20 protein-coding genes are annotated in these 23,442 nt (G+C 66.5%); 14 read left to right on the forward strand and 6 right to left on the reverse strand.

The features are described from left to right. Positions 1–32: 32 nt before the first annotated feature. The 5 genes from lon (at position 33) to ilvD (ending at position 7,829) form a co-directional block, all read left to right on the forward strand. On the forward strand, positions 33–2,453 hold the full coding sequence (lon, locus tag KGQ91_RS09255) for an endopeptidase La (RefSeq protein ID WP_224420843.1): 2,421 nt from the start codon (positions 33–35) through the stop codon (positions 2,451–2,453). 92 nt (positions 2,454–2,545) lie between these two features. Continuing rightward, positions 2,546–3,550 carry a thiamine ABC transporter substrate binding subunit gene (gene thiB, locus KGQ91_RS09260; RefSeq protein WP_224420844.1) on the forward strand — a complete coding sequence of 335 codons (1,005 nt, stop codon included), beginning with the start codon at positions 2,546–2,548 and terminating at the stop codon, positions 3,548–3,550. After that, positions 3,547–5,244 (forward strand): thiamine/thiamine pyrophosphate ABC transporter permease, encoded by a 1,698-nt coding sequence (thiP, locus tag KGQ91_RS09265; protein WP_224420845.1) that lies wholly within the window; start codon positions 3,547–3,549, stop codon positions 5,242–5,244. The genes thiB and thiP overlap by 4 nt, the downstream gene beginning before the upstream one ends. Continuing rightward, a complete protein-coding gene (locus KGQ91_RS09270) occupies positions 5,237–5,896 on the forward strand; it encodes an ATP-binding cassette domain-containing protein (RefSeq protein WP_224420846.1) in 660 nt (219 codons plus the stop codon). Before thiP ends, KGQ91_RS09270 begins: the two co-directional genes overlap by 8 nt. 88 nt (positions 5,897–5,984) lie before the next feature. After that, positions 5,985–7,829 carry a dihydroxy-acid dehydratase gene (ilvD, locus tag KGQ91_RS09275; protein WP_224420847.1) on the forward strand — a complete coding sequence of 615 codons (1,845 nt, stop codon included), beginning with the start codon at positions 5,985–5,987 and terminating at the stop codon, positions 7,827–7,829. Between the two features lie 95 nt (positions 7,830–7,924). Here the strand turns inward: ilvD and KGQ91_RS09280 are convergent, their stop codons facing one another. Next, positions 7,925–8,176, reverse strand: coding sequence for a hypothetical protein (locus tag KGQ91_RS09280; protein WP_224420848.1), 252 nt, complete (start codon positions 8,174–8,176; stop codon positions 7,925–7,927). Between the two features lie 27 nt (positions 8,177–8,203). On the opposite strand from KGQ91_RS09280, the gene KGQ91_RS09285 reads away from it, so the two are divergent. Next, the gene (locus tag KGQ91_RS09285) at positions 8,204–9,265 is read left to right on the forward strand and encodes an oxidoreductase (protein ID WP_224420849.1); all 1,062 of its coding nucleotides are present in this window, start codon (positions 8,204–8,206) and stop codon (positions 9,263–9,265) included. A gap of 266 nt (positions 9,266–9,531) precedes the next feature. After that, entirely contained in the window at positions 9,532–9,861 is a 330-nt protein-coding gene (locus KGQ91_RS09290; RefSeq protein ID WP_224420850.1) for a hypothetical protein, read from the forward strand. Between the two features lie 133 nt (positions 9,862–9,994). On the opposite strand, the gene KGQ91_RS09295 is transcribed toward KGQ91_RS09290, so the two are convergent. From KGQ91_RS09295 to nudE, 4 genes are all read right to left on the reverse strand, one after another. After that, a complete protein-coding gene (locus KGQ91_RS09295; protein ID WP_224420851.1) occupies positions 9,995–10,369 on the reverse strand; it encodes a hypothetical protein in 375 nt (124 codons plus the stop codon). A 403-nt stretch (positions 10,370–10,772) separates the two neighbouring features. Continuing rightward, entirely contained in the window at positions 10,773–11,105 is a 333-nt protein-coding gene (locus KGQ91_RS09300) for a hypothetical protein (protein ID WP_224420852.1), read from the reverse strand. Between the two features lie 479 nt (positions 11,106–11,584). After that, positions 11,585–11,935 (reverse strand): hypothetical protein, encoded by a 351-nt coding sequence (locus KGQ91_RS09305; protein ID WP_224420853.1) that lies wholly within the window; start codon positions 11,933–11,935, stop codon positions 11,585–11,587. Positions 11,936–12,170: 235 nt separating this feature from the next. After that, positions 12,171–12,749 (reverse strand): ADP compounds hydrolase NudE, encoded by a 579-nt coding sequence (gene nudE / locus KGQ91_RS09310; RefSeq protein ID WP_224420854.1) that lies wholly within the window; start codon positions 12,747–12,749, stop codon positions 12,171–12,173. Positions 12,750–12,826: 77 nt separating this feature from the next. Here nudE and yrfG point away from each other — a divergent pair, with 77 nt between their 5' ends. From yrfG to msrB, 5 genes are all read left to right on the forward strand, one after another. Beyond that, positions 12,827–13,492 carry a GMP/IMP nucleotidase gene (gene yrfG, locus KGQ91_RS09315; RefSeq protein WP_224420855.1) on the forward strand — a complete coding sequence of 222 codons (666 nt, stop codon included), beginning with the start codon at positions 12,827–12,829 and terminating at the stop codon, positions 13,490–13,492. A gap of 5 nt (positions 13,493–13,497) precedes the next feature. Next, positions 13,498–13,893, forward strand: coding sequence for an RNA-binding S4 domain-containing protein (locus KGQ91_RS09320; RefSeq protein WP_224420856.1), 396 nt, complete (start codon positions 13,498–13,500; stop codon positions 13,891–13,893). A gap of 45 nt (positions 13,894–13,938) precedes the next feature. Then, positions 13,939–14,814: an Hsp33 family molecular chaperone HslO gene (hslO, locus tag KGQ91_RS09325; RefSeq protein WP_224420857.1), complete on the forward strand. Its 876-nt coding sequence runs from the start codon at positions 13,939–13,941 to the stop codon at positions 14,812–14,814. 334 nt (positions 14,815–15,148) lie between these two features. Next, a complete protein-coding gene (locus KGQ91_RS09330; protein ID WP_224420858.1) occupies positions 15,149–16,726 on the forward strand; it encodes a phosphoenolpyruvate carboxykinase in 1,578 nt (525 codons plus the stop codon). 140 nt (positions 16,727–16,866) lie between these two features. Continuing rightward, positions 16,867–17,376, forward strand: coding sequence for a peptide-methionine (R)-S-oxide reductase MsrB (gene msrB / locus KGQ91_RS09335; protein WP_224420859.1), 510 nt, complete (start codon positions 16,867–16,869; stop codon positions 17,374–17,376). Between the two features lie 4 nt (positions 17,377–17,380). Here the strand turns inward: msrB and KGQ91_RS09340 are convergent, their stop codons facing one another. Further along, positions 17,381–19,057 (reverse strand): methyl-accepting chemotaxis protein, encoded by a 1,677-nt coding sequence (locus KGQ91_RS09340; RefSeq protein ID WP_224420860.1) that lies wholly within the window; start codon positions 19,055–19,057, stop codon positions 17,381–17,383. Positions 19,058–19,335: 278 nt separating this feature from the next. On the opposite strand from KGQ91_RS09340, the gene KGQ91_RS09345 reads away from it, so the two are divergent. Next, entirely contained in the window at positions 19,336–21,702 is a 2,367-nt protein-coding gene (locus tag KGQ91_RS09345; protein WP_224420861.1) for a Tex family protein, read from the forward strand. 109 nt (positions 21,703–21,811) lie between these two features. Continuing rightward, on the forward strand, positions 21,812–23,413 hold the full coding sequence (gene gshA / locus KGQ91_RS09350; RefSeq protein WP_224420862.1) for a glutamate--cysteine ligase: 1,602 nt from the start codon (positions 21,812–21,814) through the stop codon (positions 23,411–23,413). Positions 23,414–23,442 lie beyond the last annotated feature (29 nt).

The raw sequence follows: 23,442 nt of genomic DNA on the forward strand, positions 1-23,442 counted from the left end.
GGGTAATTCGACCCAGCGGACAAGGGTGAACGATGAGCGAACGCGACCAAGACGCACCGGATATTCTCCTGGACGCCGGCACCGTCCATGACGACGGCGAACAACAGGCGCCGCGCGGGGCGGTGGTGCCGACCCAGGAGTATCTGCCCGAACGCATCTATCTGCTGCCGATCCACAACCGGCCCTTCTTTCCCGCCCAGGTGCAGCCGCTGCTGATCCAGCGTCGCCGCTGGGAGGAGACCATGCAGCGGGTCGCCGACACGCCGCATCATGTGGTGGGGGTGGCCTGCGTCGGTGATGCCGGCGTCGATCAGCTCGGTCACGAGGATTTCCCGACGATCGGCACCGCGGTCAAGGTGCACCGCGCCCAGGGCGAGGAGCAGCAGATCCAGTTCATCGCCCAGGGCATGCGGCGCTTTCGCATCGTGCGCTGGCTGTCGAAGACGCCGCCCTATCTGGTCGAGGTCACCTATCCCAAGGAGCCGGTCGACGCCGAGGAGAACGAGGCGCGCGCCTATGCCATGGCGCTGATCAACGGCATCAAGGAACTGCTGCCGATCAACCCGCTCTACGGCGAGGAGCTCAAGCAGTATCTCAACCGCTTCAGCCCCCAGGAGCCGGGGCCGCTGACCGACTTCGCCGCGGCCATTACCTCCGCCAAGGGCCCGGAACTCCAGGAAGTGCTCGAGACGCTGCCGGTGATGGCACGCATGCAGAAGGTGCTGCCGCTGCTGCGCAAGGAGATCGAGGTCGCCCAGCTGCAGAGCGAGATCAGCGAGCAGGTCAACGCCCAGATGCAGGAGCGCCAGCGCGAGTTCTTCCTGCGCGAGCAGCTCAAGGTGATCCAGAAGGAGCTGGGCATCTCCAAGGACGATCGCGAGAACGACGTCGACACCTTCCGCGCCCGGCTGGAGCACCTGACGGTGCCGGAGCGCGTCCAGACGCGCATCGACGAGGAGCTCGACAAGCTCTCGGTGCTCGAGACCGGCTCGCCCGAATACGGCACCACCCGCAACTATCTCGACTGGCTGACCTCGCTGCCCTGGGGCGTGACCTCGGACGATCAGCTCGATCTCAAGCATGCGCGCACGGTGCTCGACCGTGACCATGACGGGCTCAACGACGTCAAGGAGCGAATCATCGAGTTCCTCGCCGAGGGCACCTTCAAGGGCGACGTGGGCGGTTCGATCCTGCTGCTGGTGGGCCCGCCGGGGGTCGGCAAGACCTCGGTGGGGCGCTCGATCGCCGAGGCGCTGGGTCGGCGCTTCTATCGCTTCTCGGTGGGCGGGATGCGCGACGAGGCCGAGATCAAGGGCCATCGGCGCACCTATATCGGCGCCATGCCCGGCAAGCTGGTCCAGGCGATCAAGGAGGTCGAGGTCGAGAACCCGGTGATCATGCTCGACGAGATCGACAAGCTGGGCCAGTCGTTCCAGGGTGACCCGGCCTCGGCGCTGCTCGAGGTGCTCGACCCGGAGCAGAACGTCGACTTCCTCGATCACTACCTCGACGTGCGCATGGACCTGTCCAAGGTGCTGTTCGTGTGCACCGCCAATACCCTGGACTCGATACCCCCGGCATTGCTGGATCGCATGGAGCAGATTCGCCTGTCCGGCTACATCGCCGAGGAGAAGGTGGCGATCGCCAAGCACCACCTGTGGCCGCGGCTGCTCGAGCGTGACCGCATCGCCAAGAAGCGCATCAACCTGACCGATGCCGCGCTCCGGCAGGTGATCGAGGGCTATGCCCGCGAGGCCGGGGTGCGTCAGCTCGAGAAACAGCTGCATCGCATCGTGCGCAAGGCGGCCGTGAAGCTGCTGGAGAACGACCAGCAGACGGTCAAGGTGTCGGTCAACAACCTCGAGGACTACCTCGGTGCGCCGCTGTTCCGCAAGGAGCAGGTGCTCAAGGGCGTCGGCGTGGTCACCGGCCTGGCCTGGACGGCGATGGGCGGGGCGACGCTGCCCATCGAGGCCACCAAGGTGCATGCCCTGACCCGCGGGCTGAAGCTCACCGGCAAGCTCGGCGACGTGATGCAGGAGTCGGCCAACATCGCCTACAGCTATGCGCTGGGGCATCTCGGCGACTACGGTGCCGATGCCGACTTCTTCAACGAGGCCTTCGTGCACCTGCACGTGCCCGAGGGGGCCACGCCCAAGGACGGCCCCTCGGCGGGGGTGACCATGACCACGGCGCTGCTCTCGCTGGCGCGCAACCAGGCCGTCGGCCGCCCGCTGGCGATGACCGGCGAGCTGACCCTGACCGGTCAGGTGCTGCCGGTGGGCGGGATCCGCGAGAAGATCATCGCCGCGCGCAGGAGCGATCTCTTCGAGGTGATCCTGCCCGAGGCCAACCGGCGCGACTACGAGGAACTGCCGGACTACCTGAAGGAGGGCATGACCGTGCATTTCGCCAGGCAGTACAAGGATGTTGCCCGCGTCGTGTTCGACTGAGACGGGGCGTGTCGGTCGTGAGGACGAGGTGAGAGACGAGGGGCTATAATGCGCCGCGACGCTCATCGCCCACGACACGACAAGGACACGCCATGTCTCGCAGGACTCTCGTCGGCGGCCTGACTCTGGCCGCCCTGTGCAGCGTTTCCCCGGCTCAGGCCGAGGAAACGCTGACGGTCTATACCTACGATGCCTTCGTCTCCGAGTGGGGGCCGGGGCCGTCAGTCAAGAAGGCCTTCGAGTCGCAATGCGACTGCCGGCTCCGCTTCGTCGCCCTCGACGGCGGTGTGGGCATCCTCCAGCGGCTCAAGCTCGAGGGCGAGGACAGCGCCGCCGACGTAGTGCTGGGGCTGGACATGAACCTCATGGCCGAGGCCCGCGACACCGGGCTGCTGGCCCCGCATGGCGTCGACCTGTCGCCGCTGGCGCTGCCGGTCGACTGGGACGACGACACCTTCGTGCCGTTCGACTGGGCGCCGTTCGCCTTCGTCTACGACACTCAGGCGCTCGCCGAACCGCCGCACAGCTTCCAGGCGCTGATCGACGCGCCGGACGATCTCAAGGTGATCATCGAGGACCCGCGCACCAGCACGCCGGGGCTAGGGTTGCTGCTGTGGATCAGGCACGCCTACGGCGATCGCGCCGACGCCATCTGGCGCGGCCTGCAGCCGCACATCCTGACCGTGACCCGCGACTGGAGCGAGGCTTACTTCTCGCTGTTCCTGAACGGCGAGGCGCCGATGGTCATGTCCTATGCCACCTCGCCGGCCTACCACATGGCGGTGGACCACACCGACCGCTACCAGGCGGCGGCGTTCGACGAGGGCCACTACCTGCAGGTCGAGGTGGCGGCGAGGACGCGCCACGGCAAGCATCCCCAGCTGGCCCGCGAGTTTCTGGGCTTCATGCTCAGCCGCGACTTCCAGCGCGAACTGCCGCTGACCAACGTCATGTACCCGGCGATCGATCTCGGCGACGGCCTGCCCGAGGCGTATTCGAAGCTGATCGATCCCGAGGTCTATACCTTCTCGCCGCAGGTCGTTCGCGAGCACCGCAAGGCCTGGGTCGATGACTGGTTGCGCGTCAGCACCCAATGAGCGAGGCGGGGATCGGCCCCGGGCGGGACTGGCGCCCGGCTCGTGGCGTGCTGGGCGCCGGCGTGCTCGCCTGGGCGCTGGTGGTCGGCCTGGGGCTGGGCAGTCTCGTCGCGCTGCTGGTCAATGCCCCGGTGGTGGCCCTCGACACGCTGTGGCGCGATCCCTACCTGAGCGGGGTGCTGCGCTTCTCGCTGCTCCAGGCCGGGCTGTCGACGCTGCTCAGCGTGGTGCCGGCGATTCCGGTCGCCGTGGCGCTGGCCCGACGGCCACGCTTCCCCGGGCGACGCCTGCTGCTGCGGGCCATGGAGCTGTCGCTGGTGATCCCCACACTGATCGCGCTGTTCGGGCTGGTCGCGGTGCACGGCCGGCAGGGCTGGCTGTCGACGCTGTGGCGTGAGCTCAGTGGTGACCCGCTCGGCTATCTCTACGGGCTGTCGGGCATCGTCCTGGCGCATGTCTTCTACAACCTGCCGCTGGCAGCACGCCTGCTGCTTCAGGGCCTCGAACGTCAGCCCGAGGCGCAGTGGCGGCTGGTCGCCCAGTTCGGCCTGACGCGGCACGCCATCTGGCGCTGTCTGGAATGGCCCGTGATACGGCGCCTGCTGCCGCGCCTGATGGCGCTGGTCTTCACGTTGTGCTTCTCGAGCTTCGCCATCGTCATGACCCTGGGCGGCGGTCCCGGCGCGACCACCCTCGAGGTCGCTCTCTACCAGGCGCTGACCTACGAGGGGGATCTGGCGCGTGCGGCACTGCTGGCGCTGACCCAGCTGGCGGTCTGCCTGAGCCTGTGGGCCCTGGCACTGCGCCGCGGCGGCGGGACGCCGCTGCTGGCCAGCGGCGATGCAGCGCGACCGGTCGGCCGCTGGCGGCGCCGGGATGCCCGGGGCGTGTCGCGGCTCGTCGACGGCGCCTGGCTGACGGTGCTGGCGGCCCTGCTGCTGCCGCCGCTGGCGGCGGTGGTGATCGCCGGGGCCCGCGGCCTGCCGGCCTTGCCCGGGCAGGCGGCGTTGTGGCCGGCCACCCTGTTGAGCCTGGCGATGGCGCTGGCGGCGGCGCTGGGGGCGCTGACCCTGGCGCTGGCGCTGGTGGGTGCCGCCCAGCGCTGGCGACGGCGAGGCCATGCGCTGCCGGCCGGTGTGCTCGAGGGCGGCGGCCAGCTGATCCTGATCCTGCCGGCGATGGTGCTGGGTACCGGGCTCTTCCTGCTGCTGCGCCCGGGGCTGGGTGGCGACTGGCAGAGCTATGCGCTGGTGGCGCTGGTCAACGCCTTGATGGCCCTGCCGTTCGTCATGCAGGTGCTGCAGGACGGGGTGGCGCTGCCCGTCGGCAACGCGCGGCGTCTGGCCGATCAGCTGGGCGTGCGTGGCTGGGCGTACTGGCGCTGGCTGATCTGGCCCCGGCTGAAGCGACCCATGGGGCTGGCGCTGGCCTACGCGATGACCCTGTCGCTGGGCGATTTCAGCGTCATCGCGCTGTTCGGCAGCCCCAGTCGCCCGACACTGCCGATGCTGCTCTACCAGCAGCTCGGCGGCTACCGCTGGCAGGGCGCGGCGGCCACCGCCCTGGTGCTGCTGCTGGTCGTGGTGGTGGTCTTCGCGCTGCTGGAGCGCCTCTCGCGACGCCGGCCCCGCTACCCGCAATCCCGTTACTGGCCGACATCGCGTGGAAATGGCCTCGAGTCCGATCATGCTTGAATGCCGCGACCTGCAGTTCCACTACGATCGCGCCGACCCGGGCGAGACGCCGGATTTCGATTTCACGCTGCGGCTCGCGCCCGGCGAGTGTCTGGCGGTGCAGGGGCCGTCCGGGTGCGGCAAGAGTACCCTGCTGAACCTGATCGCCGGCTTTCTCGAGCCGGCCTCGGGCTGGCTGGGCTGGGCAGGGCGCTCCTGGCGTGACCTGCCGCCGTGGGAGCGCGCGCTGACCACGGTCTTTCAGGAGGACAACCTGTTCGCCCACCTGCCGGTGTGGATCAACGTCGGCCTGGGCCTGGCGCCGGATCTGCGCCTGGATGCCGCCGCCCACCGGCGCATTCGCGACGGGCTGGCGCGGGTCGGGCTCGAGGGGTTGCAGGATCGCCTGCCGGCGGCGCTGTCCGGCGGGCAGCGCCAGCGCGTGGCGCTACTGAGGGCCCTGTTGCGCGAACGCCCGCTGCTGCTGCTCGATGAGCCGTTCAGCGGGCTGGATGCCGACAACCGGCACCAGCTCTGGGAGCTGGTGCGCGAGCAACGCCGACGCGGCGTCGCCGTGCTGCTGGTCAGCCACGATAACGAGGACATCCGCGCCCTGGCGGACCGCCGCTGCGCTCTGCAGGGGGGACGACTGGTCGAGTCCGCGGCGATCTGACAGAATCGGGAGCTCGCTGGACAGACACCACAGACCGTCAGCGCCGGCATTGTCGGCCAAGATGGCTCGCCCTTTTCGAGGAAACCCCATGCCCGAGTATCGCTCACGCACCACCACCGCCGGCCGCAACATGGCCGGCGCCCGCGCCCTGTGGCGCGCCACCGGGATGAAGGACGACGACTTCCACAAGCCGATCATCGCGGTGGCCAACTCCTTCACCCAGTTCGTGCCCGGTCACGTGCATCTCAAAGACATGGGACAGCTGGTGGCCCGCGAGATCGAGAAGGCCGGCGGGGTGGCCAAGGAGTTCAACACCATCGCCGTGGACGACGGCATCGCCATGGGTCACGATGGCATGCTCTATTCGCTGCCGAGCCGCGACATCATCGCCGACAGCGTCGAGTACATGGTCAACGCTCATTGCGCCGATGCCCTGGTGTGCATCTCCAACTGCGACAAGATCACCCCGGGAATGCTGATGGCCGCCATGCGCCTCAACATTCCGGTGATCTTCGTCTCCGGCGGCCCCATGGAAGCCGGCAAGACCAAGCTGCTTGACCACGGCCTCGATCTGGTCGATGCCATGGTAATGGCCGCCGACGATTCGGTGGACGACGAGACCCTCAACGAGGTCGAACGCAGCGCCTGCCCGACCTGCGGCAGCTGCTCGGGCATGTTCACCGCCAATTCCATGAACTGCCTGACCGAGGCGCTGGGGCTGGCGCTGCCGGGCAACGGCACCCTGCTGGCCACCCACGGCGACCGCCGCCGGCTGTTCGAGACCGCCGGCCATCGCATCGTCGAGCTGGCCAGGCGCTACTATGAGGGCGACGAGGCGCACCTGCTGCCGCGCGCCATCGGTTCCAAGGCGGCGTTCAAGAACGCCATGACCCTCGACATCGCCATGGGCGGCTCCACCAATACCATCCTGCATCTGCTGGCGGCGGCCCAGGAGGCGGAGATCGATTTCGACATGAACGATATCGACCGCCTGTCGCGGGAAGTGCCGCAGCTGTGCAAGCTGGCGCCCAACACCCAGAAGTACCATATCGAGGACTGCCATCGTGCCGGCGGCATCATGGGGATTCTCGGCGAGCTGGACCGCGCCGGGGTGCTGAATACGTCGGTACCCACCGTGTACGGCGATTCGCTGGCGGCGGCCCTCGACGAGTGGGACATCATGCGCAATCCGAGCCCGGAAGTGGTCGAGTTCTACAGAGCCGGGCCGGGCGGCGTGCCTACCCAGGAGGCCTTCTCGCAGTCGGCGCGCTGGCCGAGCCTGGACGGCGACCGTGTGAGCGGCTGTATCCGCGACCTGGAGCACGCCTTCTCGACCGAGGGCGGTCTGGCCGTGCTCAAGGGCAACATCGCCCAGGATGGCTGCGTGGTGAAGACCGCCGGCGTCGATGACTCGATTCTGGTCTTCGAGGGGCCGGCGCACGTGGTCGAGTCCCAGGATCAGGCGGTGGAGCACATCCTCGGCGGCCAGGTGAAGGAAGGCGAGGTGGTGGTGATCCGCTACGAGGGCCCGAAGGGCGGCCCCGGCATGCAGGAGATGCTCTATCCGACCTCGTATCTCAAGTCGAAAGGGCTGGGCAAGGCCTGTGCGCTGCTTACCGACGGCCGTTTCTCCGGCGGCACCTCGGGACTGTCGATCGGTCATGTATCACCGGAAGCGGCTGCCGGCGGCGCCATCGGCCTGGTGGAGAGCGGCGACATCATCCGTATCGACATTCCCAACCGTTCGATCGACGTCAAGCTCTCCGACGAGGAACTCGAGCAGCGTCGCCTGGCTCAGCAGGCGCGTGGCAGCGAGGCCTGGAAACCGAGCATCCAGCGCCTGCGCAAGGTCTCCGCGGCGCTCAAGGCCTATGCACTGCTGGCCACTTCCGCCGACAAGGGCGCGGTACGGGACCTGAGCAAGCTCGATTGAGCGTGTCGCGCGGCTGACGCGCCAACTCAGGACGAGGCCCGCGGGTGGCGCGGGCCTCGATGATCGCGGGCAGGCGACGGGCCTGCCGCGGTGCGTCAGGCAGCTTCCGGCACCTCTGCCTCGGCCTCGGCCGCTTCACGCAGAAGCTCCAGTTCGCACTCGATGACATACCAAACTTCCAGCCATTCCAGGCTGTCCTCGGAATAACACATCGTCGTTTCCTCCTTCCTCGCGGAATGCTGAACTTCACGCCACAGTATGGTTGATACGACGAAGGTCGAGGTAAGGGTGTCGACCATGTTCTTGACAATTATCACGGCAAGATCTTCGCCCGTCCATGTGGGCATGGGGATTGCTGTCAGCAAGGAGACGCCATGAAGGAATCATTCAACGTCGGGGTCGTCGGTTACGGTTTTGCCAGCCAGACCTTCCACGTGCCGCTCATCCAGGCCACCCCGGGGCTCGAGCTGGTGGCGGTCTCATCGAGCGATGCCGCCAAGGTTCATCGCGACCTGTCCGCGGTGGAGGTGGCTGCCTCGCCGCAGGCGCTTTTCGCGCGGCACGAGGTCGATCTGGTGGTCATTCCGACGCCCAACGAGAGCCACTTTCCGCTGGCCAAGGCGGCGCTCGCCGCCGGCAAGCACGTAGTGGTCGACAAGCCGTTCACGGTGACCCTGAGCGAGGCCCGGCAGCTGCGCACGCTGGCCGAGCAGGCCGGGCGCCTGCTGTCGGTGTTTCACAATCGCCGCTGGGACAGTGACTTCCTGACCGTGCGCGAGCTGCTTGCCGAGGAGACGCTGGGCCGGGTCGTGCACTTCGAATCACGCTTTGACCGTTTCCGCCCCGAAGTCCGCCAGCGCTGGCGGGAGCAGGCCAGACCCGGGGGCGGGATCTGGTTCGACCTGGGGCCGCACCTGCTGGATCAGGTGCATCAGCTGTTCGGCATGCCGCGCGCGATTCTCGTGGATCTGGCACGGCGCCGTGACGGCGCCCAGATCGATGACGACTTCCTGGCTCTGCTCGACTACGAGGGCAAGCGTGTGAGCCTGCATGCCTCGGCGTTGGTCGCCGCCGAATCGCCGCGTTTCGTCATCCACGGTACGCAGGGTAGTTACGTCAAGTACGGGCTGGATCCGCAGGAGGGCCGGCTCAAGCAGGGCGAGACACCGGCACCCCGGTGGGGCGAGGACACGCGGAACGGACGACTGACGCTGGCCGCGGAGGATGGCCGGCTGGGGGAGCGCGAGCATCCGACGCTGCCCGGCGATTACCTGGCCTACTATCAGGGCGTGCGCGATGCCCTGCTGGGCGAGGGCGACAACCCGGTGCCGGTGGACGAGGCACTGGCGGTAATGCAGTTGCTCGAGACGGGGCTCGACAGCGCGCGTCAGCAGCGTTGGGTGCGCCTCAAGGAAAAGAACGCCCCGAGGCACTGATGCCCGTCATGCGCATGCTTCCCCTTCGACCCCGGCTCCGGCCGGGGTTTTTCATGCTGGGAGGGAGCGGTTTTGATTGCCGGGTTAACATTAGCCTGCAATAGATATTGCGAGATAATTGTTAGCGTGTTAATGTTGTTCCCGTCGACGCGGCGCCACAAGCGCCAAGTCCCGTGACACATGGAAACCCGCTGCTCGGCCCATGCCGCTTGAATGTCGGGTCACTCCGTGGTCAATAGCCACGTCTTCCATGAGGAGGTTCGAACATGAAACGCATCAATCCGATTTCCCTCGCGTCTGTCCTGCTGGTTTCCACTCTGGCGGCTTCCGGTGCCGTGATGGCCGGCGAAACAAGCACGATCGCCCCGGACAGCGGCCTGGATGTCGGCCATCAGGTGCCGCCGCAGCACCCCGTGCAGGCGACCCACAATTCCGGCATCAACCTTGGTGATGGCAGCGAGGTCGTTACCGACGTCAGCGATCTCGCCCCCGGCGCCGGCATCGAGGCCGTTCAGGCGCGCATTGGACAAGGCCATCATGCCGTGATGCGCACTGCCTACCAGGTCAAGCCGCTGGTGAGCGACGGTGGTGTATAACCGCCCACTTCCGGGTCCTTTCTCCCAGGCCCGGTTCGGTAGTGCCGAGCTACAAAAAAACCCCGCTGATGAGCGGGGTTTTTTTATGGGTGTCGTTCAACCAGAACACGAAACGATTTTCACGTAGCAGTGATCAGGGGGAATCATCGCCGATGCGATCATCCTTGGCATCGACCCCCTTGTCCTTGACCACACTGTTGTCGCTGTAGCTGGTCTGCTTGTCGACGTCCGAGGCGCCGGTATCCGACGGGCGATCCTCGTAGGTATCGACACCCTCATCCTTGGCGAGCTCGTTGGTGCCGGCGGCGCCGTCCTGGTCGGGGGTACCATTGAGTTTTGCCGCTTCCGTCTGCTCCTCGGGCTTCTGCGGAGGTACATTGTGGCCCTCGACACCAGCATCGACGCCCTTGTCGGGTGCCACGGTGGTATCCGCCACGGCAGTGCCGGACAGTACCAGCATTGAAGCCAGCAGGGCCGAGGTCAGCGACAGTCCTTTCACGCTCTTCATTAACACACCTCCATGCATGCTTGGGTTGCGTGTGGAATTTCAGCAATGTGCGACGGTCATTCCTGCGTCTCACATCTTGTACATACCCTAGACATGAAAATAATCCATGTAAAGTAATGGCCGGTTTGATGAGCCATGCTTCACCGACAAGCTAGCCAAGGAATCGTTGCGCTGCAAACTATCGGCTGGCCACAGGATGCCGGTGTGCACGCGTTGTCGAGGCAGGCTCGTCGATGGGGAGGGTGATGTGACGGGGAACTTGGCGGTGTGCGGGGCAGGGCCGGGGGAGGCAGGTGCGATTTTGACAATGTATCGGCTGATGGCCGGATGTCGGCCTTCACAGCCGGCTCCCGGGCGAGAGCGGGGGAGCCGGCGGTGGCCTTGGCGACACGATGATTATCGATTATCGGCTGCGTTGTTCGAAGGCGTCGACCCCGGCGGCGGAAGTCAGTGGTGCCATGCCCCGGTAGTTGGTGCGGGTATCCACCAGCACTGCTGGCGATGCGCGATACTCGAGGGCGTCGATGCCGGCGCCGGGAGCCAGCGAGATGCCGGGAGCCGGGGCCCGGCGAGAGGCCAGGTTGATGCCGGCGTCATTCAGTGGCGTGGCTGTCACTCGTTGCCCGTTATCGAGGCCGTGATCAGAGGCGACGCTGCTGGCCAGCGCCGTTCCGGAAGTGGCCAGAAGGCCGATGAGCACGAGGGACCCGAATGAGAATGTCTGGGTGGTTTTCATGGGTTGCCTCCCGTCAGGATGTGGGAGTTCGTGATGGATCGAGGGGGACGGGGGTAGTGCCGTGAGCCTCGAGAGTCGTCATGGCAGTCGACTCGAGGTGGCATGGGGAGGGGCTGCCTGATGCTCTCAGCATGTAACGCTGACCAATAGTTGACAAGTTGGTTTTTTTTGATCGTGATGCTGGTTTATTTATCTCCATGTTCGGCTGACAGGCTTGTGAGCCGGTATATCAAGTCCCTGGGCCATGCTCCGGGCCAGAGCCTTCCTGGCGGGGGATTGCCTCGATGGTTCCGGCGCCAGCGGCGCGACGTCGCGGCAGGCGGGAGCAGGCGATTATCGGGAAAGCGTTGGCATGGAGTCGGGGCGTGGCGAGGGCTTGGCCGGCGATGAGCCAAAAAAACCTCGGCGGGAGCCGAGGTTTTCGCGTGTCGCTGAGCCGGTGGTGACGCAGGGATAGAAACCAGCCCGGGACAACCTTTTCAATCCTTGTTGTGGGTGCCCTTGTCCTTGACGATTTCCTGGTTGCTGTAGGACGTGGCGTCGCTCTCATGAGCAGTGCTTCCCGGCCTGTCCTCGGTGGCATCGACGCCACTGCCGGGGGCCAGTTCGCTGCCCTTGTCCTGCATCGCCGAGTTGTCCCCGGTCTGGATGCCGGCCGACTCCGCCTGTTCCTCGGCCTTCTGGGGATACGTGTCGTGACCCTCGATTCCCGAGTTGACGCCGCTGTCGGGTGCGGGCTCGCTGGCTTCCTGCGCCAGTGCGGAGCCCGAGAAAGCCAGTAGGGTGGCCAGCAGCGCAGAAGTCAGGGTCAATCCTTTAATGCCTCGCATGGACCTACCTCCTTGCATGTTTCCAGCATTCATTTCAGCGACTCGCCGCCAGCTGAATGTCGAGCGTGGAAGACCATCGGTGATCGGTGGTCCAGCGCTCGCCCGTGATGTGGATATCGGAGGGTCGCCGGTAGGCAGGGCCTGGGGTTGTCGCTTCTTGCGGAGCTCGGTACCGGCGGGTCCTGTCTGCACATTTAAAGCTAGTCAAGGAATCGTTGCGCTGCAAACTATCGTCTCACCACCAGGACTCGCTGTCGCGTTCGGCGCGCAGCGTGTCCCGGGCGATATACAGGGCGGCGATAGCCCTGGCTTCGTGGAAGTCCTCGCGGGCAAGCAGGGCGGGCAGGGATTCGATGGCGTGCGTCTCGACCAGCAGCGGCTCGGGTTCGTCGCCGGGCAGGCGCTTCTCGTAGAGGTCGGTGGCCAGCAGCACCTGCATGCGGTGGTTCATGTAGTTGGGCGCCAGCGAGAGCTCGACGAGCGGTTCGATGCGCCGGGCGCCCATGCCGCATTCTTCCATCAGCTCGCGGTTGCCTGCCGTGATGATGTCCTCGCCGGGATCGACCAGCCCCTTGGGTAGCGTGAGAGCGTACTCGTCGAAGCCGGCGGCATACTCGCGGATCAGCAGTACATGCTCGGGGTCGGGCATTGCGACGATCATGACCGCCGGGCGGCCGCGACCCTTGAGGCGCTCGAAGGTGCGCTCGGCCCCGTTGGAAAAGCGCAGTTCCAGTCGCTCGATGGCGAACAGGTTGCTTCGGGCGACGTCCTCGCGGGCCAGGATGCTCGGCTTGGTGGGCGTGCTGGGTGCCATGGTGCCTCCGTGCGTGAATCGGGGGGATCCCGTACAATGACAGGTGTCTTTTACCACCGCTGCGGAGTCCCTGGCCAATGATCGACTGGCGTGACATCGATACCGTTCTGCTCGACATGGACGGTACGCTGCTCGACCTGCACTTCGACAGCCATTTCTGGCTCGAGCACCTGCCGCGCCGCTATGTCGAGCTGCATCATCTCGATGAGGCGACCCAGGACGTCCTGCGCGAGCGAATCCTGCGCGAGCAGGGTAGCCTCAACTGGTACAGCCTGGCGTACTGGGAGCGCGAGCTCGGCGTCGACATCCTTGCCCTCAAGCGCGAGGTGCAGCATCTGATCGGTCTGCGCAGCGATGCCCTGGATTTTCTCGCCTGGCTGCGTGACGCGCATCCGCGCGTCGTGCTGGCGACCAACGCCGACCGGGCCAGCCTGTCGCTCAAGCTGCCGCTGACCGGACTCGAGGCTTACCTGGATGCCATCGTCTCGTCGGCGGACTTCGGCGTGCCCAAGGAAGAGCAGGCGTTCTGGTTCGCGCTCCAGGAGGTCGAGCCCTTCGATCCGCAGCGCACGTTGTTCATCGATGACAACCCGGCCGTGCTGGAAAGCGCCCGGGAGTTCGGCATCCGCCATTTGCTGGGCATTCGCCAGCCTGACAGCCGACGACCCGAGCGCGAACTGGAGGCGTTCATCGCCCTTGACCGCTTTGCGGCCTTGTTACCCGACCGCGACGCCCCCATGTAGACGCCATGCAAGAATCCGTACGAATCGACAAGTGGCTGTGGGCCGCGCGTTTCTTCAAGACCCGCGGCCTGGCCAAGAAGGCCATCGAGGGCGGCAAGGTCCAGGTTGATGGCTCGCGCGTCAAGACCAGCAAGGTGGTCACCCCGGGCGTCCGGGTGAAGGTGCCCCAGGGCTGGGATCAGTGGGAGGTGGAAGTGATCGCCGTCTCCGACCAGCGGCGTGGCGCGCCCGAGGCCCGCGAGCTCTATCGCGAGACGCCCGAAAGCCAGCAGCGCCGCGAACGCGAAGCCGAACAGCGGCGCCTGGCCAATCAGGTGATGCAGGCACCGCGCGGGCGACCCGACAAGCGCGGGCGCCGCGAGATCCAGCGTTTCCAGCGCCAGCGTCCCGACGACCAGTGACACCGCCTCTCTCGTATCCCCGTTCCCTCCGTTGCCGAGCGACTCATGTCCGACCAGATCCAGCGATTCCTGTTTGACGATACCAACGTGCGCGGCGAGATCGTCTCGCTCGAGTCCGCCTATGCCGAGGTTCTCGACCGCCATGCCTACCCGCCGGTGGTAGCCCGCCAGCTCGGCGAGATGCTGGCGGCGGTTGCGCTGTTGACCGAGACGGTAAAGCTCGACGGCACCCTGAGCCTCGAGGTGCGCGGCCAGGGGGCACTGCGTCTGCTGATGGCCGAGTCCAATCCCGGTGGCGAACTGCGTGCCATCGCCCGGCTCGACGACGAGGCGCCGCTGCCCGATGATGCCGCCACCTTTGCCGAACTGGTCGGCGACGGCCAGATCGTCATCACCCTGGACCCGCGCGAGGGCAATCGCTATCAGGGCATCGTGGCGATCGAGGCCGATGATCTCGCCGGCTGCCTCGAGAACTACTTCGCCCGTTCCGAGCAGCTGGCCACCCGGCTGTGGCTGGCGGCCGACGGTAAGCGTGCCGGTGGCCTGCTGCTCCAGCAGTTGCCCGATGACAGCCGCAATCGCGACCCCGACGCCTGGGACCGGCTGGTGCACCTGGCGAGCACCGTGCGCGACGATGAGCTGCTGGGCCTGGCGCAGCGCGACCTGCTCTATCGTCTCTACCATGAGGAGACGACGCGCGTCTTCGACCCCAAGCCGCTGCATTTCGGCTGCACCTGCTCCCGCGAGCGCATTGCCCGGGCGCTGCTCGGCCTGGGGGCCGAGGAACTGCGTGATATTCTCGAGGAGCAGAAGGCGGTGGACACCCAGTGCCACTTCTGCCACACCCGTTACCACTTCTCGGCGGCCGAGATCGAGGCCCTGATCGAGTCCCCGGACGCCGGCACGCCGACCATGCATTGACGTGGACGCCGCCAACAGCCATCACAGTTGGCTCTGGCAAGGGATACCGGGGACAGGTCGAAGAGGGGGTCCTACGCCATGGATGGCGTAGGTAGTGCCCATGGAGGGGTTCACAGCGCCCCCTCGCAGACCTGTCGACGGATCAGCCCCTAACGACAGTCCTGACTGCGACAGCTTGAGACGCCGCCTCGGCGTTTTGCCGATCGGGGCGGTTTGCCATCATAATGTAACGGCTCGTGCATCACTCCCGGACAAGAGGCGGCAAACGCCCGTGATGCACGGTCGCTTTTTTGGCTAACGAGAGAGAATCGGCCCTCGAGGCCCAGGACACCCCATGACTACGAATTCCGCTGCTGCCCAGCCGACGGCGCGCCGCGCGAGCGTGCATACCAACCTTTGCGCTGCCGAACTCATCGAACGTGCCGTTGCCGAGGGGGAAGGGCGCCTTGCCACGAACGGCGCCTTGGTCGTCAATACCGGCGTGCGTACCGGCCGCTCCCCGGCGGACCGCTTCATCGTCGACGAGCCGTCCACCGCCGAGCTGATCGACTGGGGAAGCGTGAACCGGCCCTTCGATGCCGAGCGCTTCGACGCGCTCTGGGAGCGCGTCGAGGATTATCTGGCCGAGGGCGACAGCTATGTCTCCGAGCTGCATGTCGGTGCGGACCCCGAGCACTACCTGCCGATTCGCGTGACTACCGAGACCGCCTGGCACAATCTCTTCGCCCGCAACCTGTTCGTGCGTCCCGACGCCTTCAACCCCAAGGGCAAGAGCGAGTGGACCATTCTCAACGCGCCGCACTTCACCTGTGACCCGTCGCGTGACGGCACCAACTCCGACGGCGCGGTGGTCATCAACTTCGCGCGCCGGCGTGTGCTGCTGGCCGGCATGCGCTACGCCGGCGAGATGAAGAAGGCGATGTTCTCGGTGCAGAACTTCCTGTTGCCCGAGAAGGACGTGCTGCCCATGCACTGCAGCGCCAACGTCGGCGAGGACGGCGAGACCACGCTGTTCTTCGGTCTTTCCGGCACCGGCAAGACCACGCTGTCCGCCGACCCGGCCCGTTACCTGATCGGCGACGACGAGCACGGCTGGGGCGAGGGCACGGTGTTCAACATCGAGGGCGGCTGCTACGCCAAGTGCATCGACCTTTCGGAAAAGAACGAGCCGGTAATCTGGCAGGCGATCCGCTTCGGCACGGTTCTCGAGAACGTGGTACTCGACGATCGCCGGGCGCCGGACTATGCCGACGACAGCCTGACGCAGAATTCCCGCGCCGCCTATCCGCTCGAGCACATCGACAAGCGCGTGGCGGAAAACCGCGCCGGCGAGCCCAATGCAATCATCTTCCTGACCTGCGACATGAGCGGCGTGCTGCCGCCGGTGTCGGTGCTCTCCAAGGAAGCCGCGGCCTATCACTTCCTGTCCGGCTACACCGCCAAGGTGGGCTCCACCGAGATGGGCTCCTCGGCCGGTCTGGAAGCGACCTTCTCGACCTGCTTCGGCGCGCCGTTCTTCCCGCGTCCGGCCCGCGAATATGCCGATCTGCTGATCAAGCGTATCGAAGCCTTCGGCTCGCGGGTCTACCTGGTCAACACCGGTTGGACCGGCGGCAGCTACGGTCAGGGCGGCAGCCGCTTCAGCATTCCCACCACGCGCGGCATCATCAGCGCCGTCCAGTCCGGGGCGCTCAAGGATGTGGACACCCGTCACGTCGACGGCCTCAACCTGGATGTGCCGGTCGCGGTACCGGGCGTCGACTCGCGGCTGCTCGATCCGCGCGAGACCTGGGAAGACGCCGCCGCCTACGATCGCCAGCGTCAAGAGCTGGTGGCCAAGTTCGTCGAGAACTTCAAGAAGTTCGCCGGCGTCGACGAGGCGATCATCGCCGCGGGCCCGTCGCTCAACTGAGCCCCGCGTCGGTTCGCCAACGACCTCGCCGAGGGCGCGTCACCTGACGCGCCCTCGGCGTTTCCGGCCCCGCTGCATCCGCGCTGACGGAGCTGGCGTATGCTGAAGGTGACATGGCGAACGACGAACGGAGGGATGTCATGCAACGACGGCACTTTCTGGGTCTGCTGGGCGCGGGCGGGCTGGCGGGGCTGCTGCCGGGCTGGGCGCTGGCGCGCCCCGTGCTGGACCTGAAGCGTGGCGCCGATGTCGAGCCGCTGTCGCTCGACGAGCAGGCGTGGCGCAAGCGCCTCAGCGAGGCGCAGTTCCAGGTGCTGCGCGAGGCGGACACCGAACCGGCGGGCAGCAGTCCGCTGAATGCCGAGAAACGTCGGGGCGAGTACCGTTGCGCGGGCTGTGATCTGACGCTGTTCACCAGCGACATGAAGTATGACTCGGGCACCGGCTGGCCGAGTTTCTTCGACCATGTCGAGGGGCATCTGCTGACCCGGCTCGACTTCGTGCTGCTGATCCCGCGCACCGAGTACCACTGCGCCCGTTGCGGTGGGCATCAGGGCCATGTCTTCGAGGACGGCCCCGAGCCCACCGGACTGCGCTGGTGCAACAATGGACTGGCTCTGCGCTTCGTGCCGGCCGCGGCGAGCGGCTGATCGGCTAGAAGCTAAGCCAATCGTCGTCGGCCGATGAAGCTGTCGAGGTGCGGGCCGGAGCGGGCGCGGGTGCTTCCCGGCGAGGTGGCTTCAGACGAGGGGCTGGCGTTACATCAGGTGTCTGACCGCTCAGGCGGAAGGAAGCAAGAAGCGTATCGAGGCGCTCGGCCTGTTCGCGCATCTCGTTGGATGCCGCGCTGAACTGTTCGACCATGGACGCATTGTGCTGGGTCATGTTGTCTAGCTCGCTGACAGCAGTGTTGACCTGGCCGATGCCCTGGCTTTGTTCCCGGGCACCGGCGCTGATTTCGCCGATCACGTCGGTGACCTGCTCGATGCTCGAGACGATCTGTTCCATGGTCTTGCCGGTACGCTTGACCAGTGAGTTGCCGGACTGGGTACGGGCCACCGAGGTGTCGATCAGTTCGCGAATCTCTTTCGCCGCGTCGCTGGAGCGGCTGGCCAGTGTCCGCACTTCCTGAGCAACGACCGCGAAGCCGCGACCATGCTCGCCGGCGCGCGCCGCCTCCACCGAGGCATTGAGGGCCAGGATGTTGGTCTGGAAGGCGATGCCGTCGATCAGGGTAATGATTTCGCTGATTTCGGTGGCCGAGGTATCAATCTCGTCCATAGTGCGCTCGACCTGCTGCATCGCTTCGTGCCCCTGACGGGCAATATCGGCCGTCGAGTTGACCAGCTGATTGGCCTGCTGGGCGGCATCCGAGGTGTTGCTGACCGTCGCCGCAATCTGCTCCATCGATGCCGAGGTTTCCTGCAGGTTGGAGGCGGCCTGCTCGGTCCGTGAAGCGAGATCCACGCTGCCGCGGGCGATTTCTTCGGCTGCTGTGCTGACGCCCTGAGTGCTGCTGCGCACCGACTGCAGCGTCTTGTCGATATAGGCAATGAAAGCATCGAACTGGTTGGCCAGCTCCCCGATTTCGTCGCGCCGGGACGAGCCGATGCGCGCGGTCAGGTCGCCGTCGCCCTCGGAGATCTCCTTGATGCGCGCGGTGACGCGGCGGATTGCACGGGACATCATCAGCGGTCCGGCCAGGGCGACGAAGATGGCGGCCAGGCACACCGCCAGCGAGAACAAACCGGTGAACCATTGCAGCTTCTGGGTCATGGCCATCGAGGCCGCTTGAAGTTCCGTGATCTTGGCATCAGCTGCCTCACCGGCGCGATTGTAGAGCTTGCGCAGGGCGCCGAAAGCCGTCAGCGAGTCACCTTCGGAAAGGGCTCTGGCAGACTGGGCGTTGCCTGCCGCGTGCAGCTCAAGAACCCGGCTCGATTGCTGCGACCATGCATTGTAGCTTGCATCGAAAGATCCCAGTCCGGCGACGACGTCGGGGTAGTCGGCCATCAGCGTCTTGAAGCTCTGCACGCGATCGAAAGCCTGCTGGGCGTTCTCCCGATAGTCTTTGCGAGCGCTCTGCGTCTTGTCGCTGCCCGGCGCGGCGTTCAGGGCTTCCATCTCGGCCATGCGGGCCTGGTGGAGGTCGCGGTCGGCGTTGAGGATTGCCGAGACGGCCTTGTTGAACGTCGTGCTGAATTCGGTCATGCGGCTCTCGAGCTTCTCGATGACCCAGAAGTCGGCGGCGACGACGATCAATAGCGATAGTGCCACGCCGATGAAGGCGCTGCTGTACTTGACGCTGATACGGTGCATTTTCTTGAGCATGGGTTCACCCTCGGTAAGCTCGCGAGCCTTGCAGAGTCTGCTGGGTCGTTAAACGCCGCTTTATTCGTTCGTGATGCGAACGTTATCGGGCCGGCAATCGGTCGTCGATGTGATGAGCGCACTTGTCACAATTGTTTACATTCGTTGCCGCCTGCGCCCTCGCGCGGCTTTGTGGTACCTTGTCGCCACCCGTGGCGTCGGCCCTTCCGCCGGGCCTGACGCCGCCTCGGCGCGGCGCTCCCCGGGCCGCCCGGTGAACCTGTCAATGCAAGGATTCCATGGACGTTCAGACTTCGATCAATGCGCGTCTCGCCGAGGAGCTCGGCGTGCGTCCCGCCCAGGTGACCGCGACCGTCGAACTGCTCGACGGCGGCGCCACCGTTCCGTTCATTGCCCGTTACCGCAAGGAAGTGACCGGTGGTCTCGACGACGGCCAGCTGCGTCAGCTCGAGGAGCGGCTGCGTTATCGTCGCGAGCTCGAGGAGCGTCGCGCGAGCGTGCTGGCCAGCATCGACGAGCAGGGCAAGCTGACCGCGGCGCTGGCGGCGCAGATCGGCGAGGCCGACACCAAGCAGCGCCTGGAAGACCTGTACCTGCCCTACAAGAAGAAACGCCGCACCAAGGCGCAGATCGCCCGCGAGGCCGGGCTCGAGCCGCTGGCTGATGCGCTGCTGGCCGATCCGACGCTGGACCCGGAGCGCGAGGCCGCGGCCTATCTGCGCCCGGCGGAGGGTGACACGCCCGCCGTCGCCGATGCCAAGGCGGCGCTCGACGGCGCCAAGCAGATCCTCATGGAGCGCTTCGCCGAGGATGCCGAACTGGTCGGTGGCCTGCGCGAGCGCGTGTGGCAGGAGGGCGAGCTGCGCGCACGCCTCATCGACGGCAAGCAGCGCGAGGGCGCCAAGTTCGCCGACTACTTCGAGCACGACGAACCGCTCGCGAAGGTGCCGTCGCATCGGGCGTTGGCCATGTTCCGTGGCCGCAACGAGGGCGTGCTGGCGCTGACCCTGGCGCTGCCGGGCGAGGACGAGGCACCGGTGCATCCCGCCGAGGTGGCGATCGCTCGTCATGCCGGCATCGACCTGGCCGCCGAGGCGCCGGGACGCGCCGCCGATCGCTGGTTGCGCGAGGTGGTGCGCTGGACCTGGCGGGTCAAGCTTTACACGCACCTCGAGACCGAGCTGATGGGCCGGCTGCGCGAGCGCGCCGAAGGCGAGGCGATCGAGGTCTTCGCCGCCAACCTCAAGGATCTGCTGCTGGCCGCACCGGCCGGCCCCCAGGCCACCCTGGCCATCGACCCCGGTTTGCGTACCGGCTGCAAGGTGGCGGTGGTCGATGCTACCGGTCAGTACCTCGAGCAGGCGGTGATCTATCCGCATGCGCCCCAGAAACGCTGGGACGAGGCGCTGGCCACCCTCGCCAGCCTGGTCGAGCGGCACGGCGTCACCCTGGTGGCGGTCGGCAACGGCACCGCCAGCCGCGAGACCGACAAGCTGGCCGGCGAGCTGGTCAAGCGTCTGGCGCCGCGTCGCCTGACCAAGGTGATGGTCAGCGAGGCCGGCGCCTCGGTATATTCCGCTTCCGAGCTGGCGTCCCGCGAGCTGCCGGATCTCGATGTCACCATCCGCGGGGCGGTCTCCATCGCGCGGCGCCTGCAGGACCCGCTGGCGGAACTGGTCAAGATCGAGCCCAAGTCGATCGGCGTGGGCCAGTACCAGCACGATGTCTCGCAGGTGCAGTTGTCTCGCAGTCTGGAAGCGGTCATCGAGGACTGCGTCAACGCCGTGGGCGTGGATCTCAACACCGCCTCGGCGGCGCTGCTCTCGAGGGTTTCGGGGCTCAATCCGGGGCTGGCCGAGAACGTCGTCGCCCGGCGCAACAGCCAGGGCGCGTTTCGCGACCGCCGTGAACTGCTCGAGGTCAACCGCCTGGGGCCGCGCACCTTCGAGCAGTGTGCAGGCTTTCTGCGCATCATGAACGGCGACAACCCGCTCGATGCCAGTGCGGTGCACCCGGAAGCCTATCCGCTGGTCGCGCGCATCGCCGAGCGCAACGACCGCGAGCTGGCGGGCCTGATCGGCGACAGCGGCTTCCTGCGCACGCTCAAGCCGGCCGACTATGTCGATGACGCCTTCGGCGTGCCGACCATCACCGACATCCTCAAGGAGCTCGACAAGCCGGGGCGCGATCCGCGCCCCGAGTTCCGCGCCGCCGAATTCCGCGAGGGGGTCGAGACGCTGAACGACCTCGAGCCGGGGATGATCCTCGAAGGCAGCGTCACCAACGTGACGCACTTCGGCGCCTTCGTCGACATCGGTGTGCATCAGGACGGCCTGGTGCATATCTCGGCGCTGTCGGACACCTTCGTCGAGGATCCGCGACAGGTGGTCAAGGCCGGCGATATCGTCAAGGTCAAGGTGATGGCGGTGGATATCGAGCGCGGCCGGATCGGCCTGTCGATGCGCCTGCACGATCAGCCGGAGCCCGAGACCGGCCGAAAGGAGACGGGCGGCGAGAAACCGGCGCGTCGCGGCAAGGGCGGCGGGCGACGCGGTCGCGGCGGTGCGGCGAGCGGCCAGTCTCAGGGCGGGCAGATGGGCGCGCTGGGCGAGGCGCTGCTCAAGGCCCGCGACAAGACGCGCTGAGGCGGGCTGGAATGATTCGCCTTGAAACGGCTGTTTCCGGCACCATAATCTGAGGTTTCACCGGCACGTCGGGCGTGCCGGCGGCGGTCTTCAACATGGGGTGTTCAACTTGTCCGAGCAATTCGTCAATGCCATCGCGAGGCTCCGTGGCGCGGCGCGCCAGGGCGCCATGGGACGCCTGCGGCGGGGTATCGAAAAGGAAGGGCTGCGCGTCGACGCCGGCGGCCGGATCGCGCAGACGCCGCATCCCCGGGCGCTGGGGTCCAAGCTGACCCATCCGCACATCACCACCGATTATTCCGAGTCGCTGCTGGAATACATCACCCCGGTCTACTGCCGCCCCGAGGACGCGCTGTCGTTCCTCGCCGACCTGCACCGCTTTTCCTATCGTCACCTCGGGGACGAGCGGATCTGGCCGGCAAGCATGCCCGGCCGGCTCGACGGCAACGACAGCGTGCCGATCGCCGACTACGGCCCGTCCAATGTCGGCTTCATGAAGCACGTCTACCGCAAGGGCCTCGACGTGCGCTACGGGCGGATCATGCAGTCGATCGCCGGGGTGCACTACAACGTCTCGCTGCCCGAGGATTTCTGGCCGGTCCTGCAGGAGCTGGAAGGGGCGACGGACACGTCGCTGACCCATTACCGCTCGGCGCGCTACTTCGACATGATCCGCAACTTCCGCCGCAACAGCTGGCTGCTGCTCTACCTGTTCGGTGCGTCGCCGGCGCTGGATCGCAGCTTCCTGACCGGGGCGGCGCCGAATCATCTGCGCGCTCATGCCCGTCACACCCTGGTGTCGCCCTACGCCACCAGCCTGCGCATGTCCGACCTGGGCTACCAGAACAAGGTTCAGGCCCAGCTCAAGATCTGCTTCAACTCGCTGTCCAACTACGTCGGCACGCTGCGCCACGCCATCACCACGCCGTGGCCGGCCTATCAGCGGCTGGGGGTCAACGAGGGCGGTGACTGGCGCCAGCTCAATGCCAACATCCTGCAGATCGAGAACGAGTACTACAGCGACATCCGCCCCAAGCGCGTGGCGCGCCATGATGAGACGCCGTCCCAGGCGCTCGAGTCCCGGGGCGTGGAGTACATCGAGGTGCGCTGTCTCGATCTGAATCCCTTCCTGCCCCTGGGAATCGACGCGACCCAGATGCGCTTTCTCGACATCTTTCTGATGTGGTGTCTGCTGGCCGAGAGCCCGTGGATTCCGGATGAGGAGTGCGACCGCCTGGACGACAATCGCCGCGCCGTGGTGGAGCAGGGGCGCAAGGCGTCGCTGGCCCTGGCCGTCGACGGTCAAGAGCAGCGCCTGGCCGACCGCGCGGCGGCGATCTTCGCCGAACTGCGCGAGGTGGCCGAGCTGCTGGACATCAACGAGGAGAGCGGCGTGCATGTCGCGGCGCTATCGGCCCTCGAGCCGTTGCTCGATAATCCCGAGCACACGCCGTCGGGGCGCCTGCTGGGGGAGCTGGAAACCAGCGGCAGCGATTTCGTCGAGCATGTGCTGGGGCTGGCCAATGCCCAGGCCGAGCAGTTCCGTGCCGAGCCCATGGATCCGGCACGAGAGGCCCTGTTCAACGAGCTCAGCGAGACCTCGCGTCAACAGCAGGCGGAGATCGAGGCGGGCGAGACCCGGGATTTTGCGGCCTTTCTCGATAGCTACTTTGCCCGGGCCCGCGAAGCGCGGCCGGCACCGACCTCGTAATGCCCACGGCGGCCCGGCGGGCCGCCATG

It is taken from the genome of Modicisalibacter tunisiensis (genome assembly GCF_020148005.1).
GTDB lineage: Bacteria > Pseudomonadota > Gammaproteobacteria > Pseudomonadales > Halomonadaceae > Modicisalibacter > Modicisalibacter tunisiensis.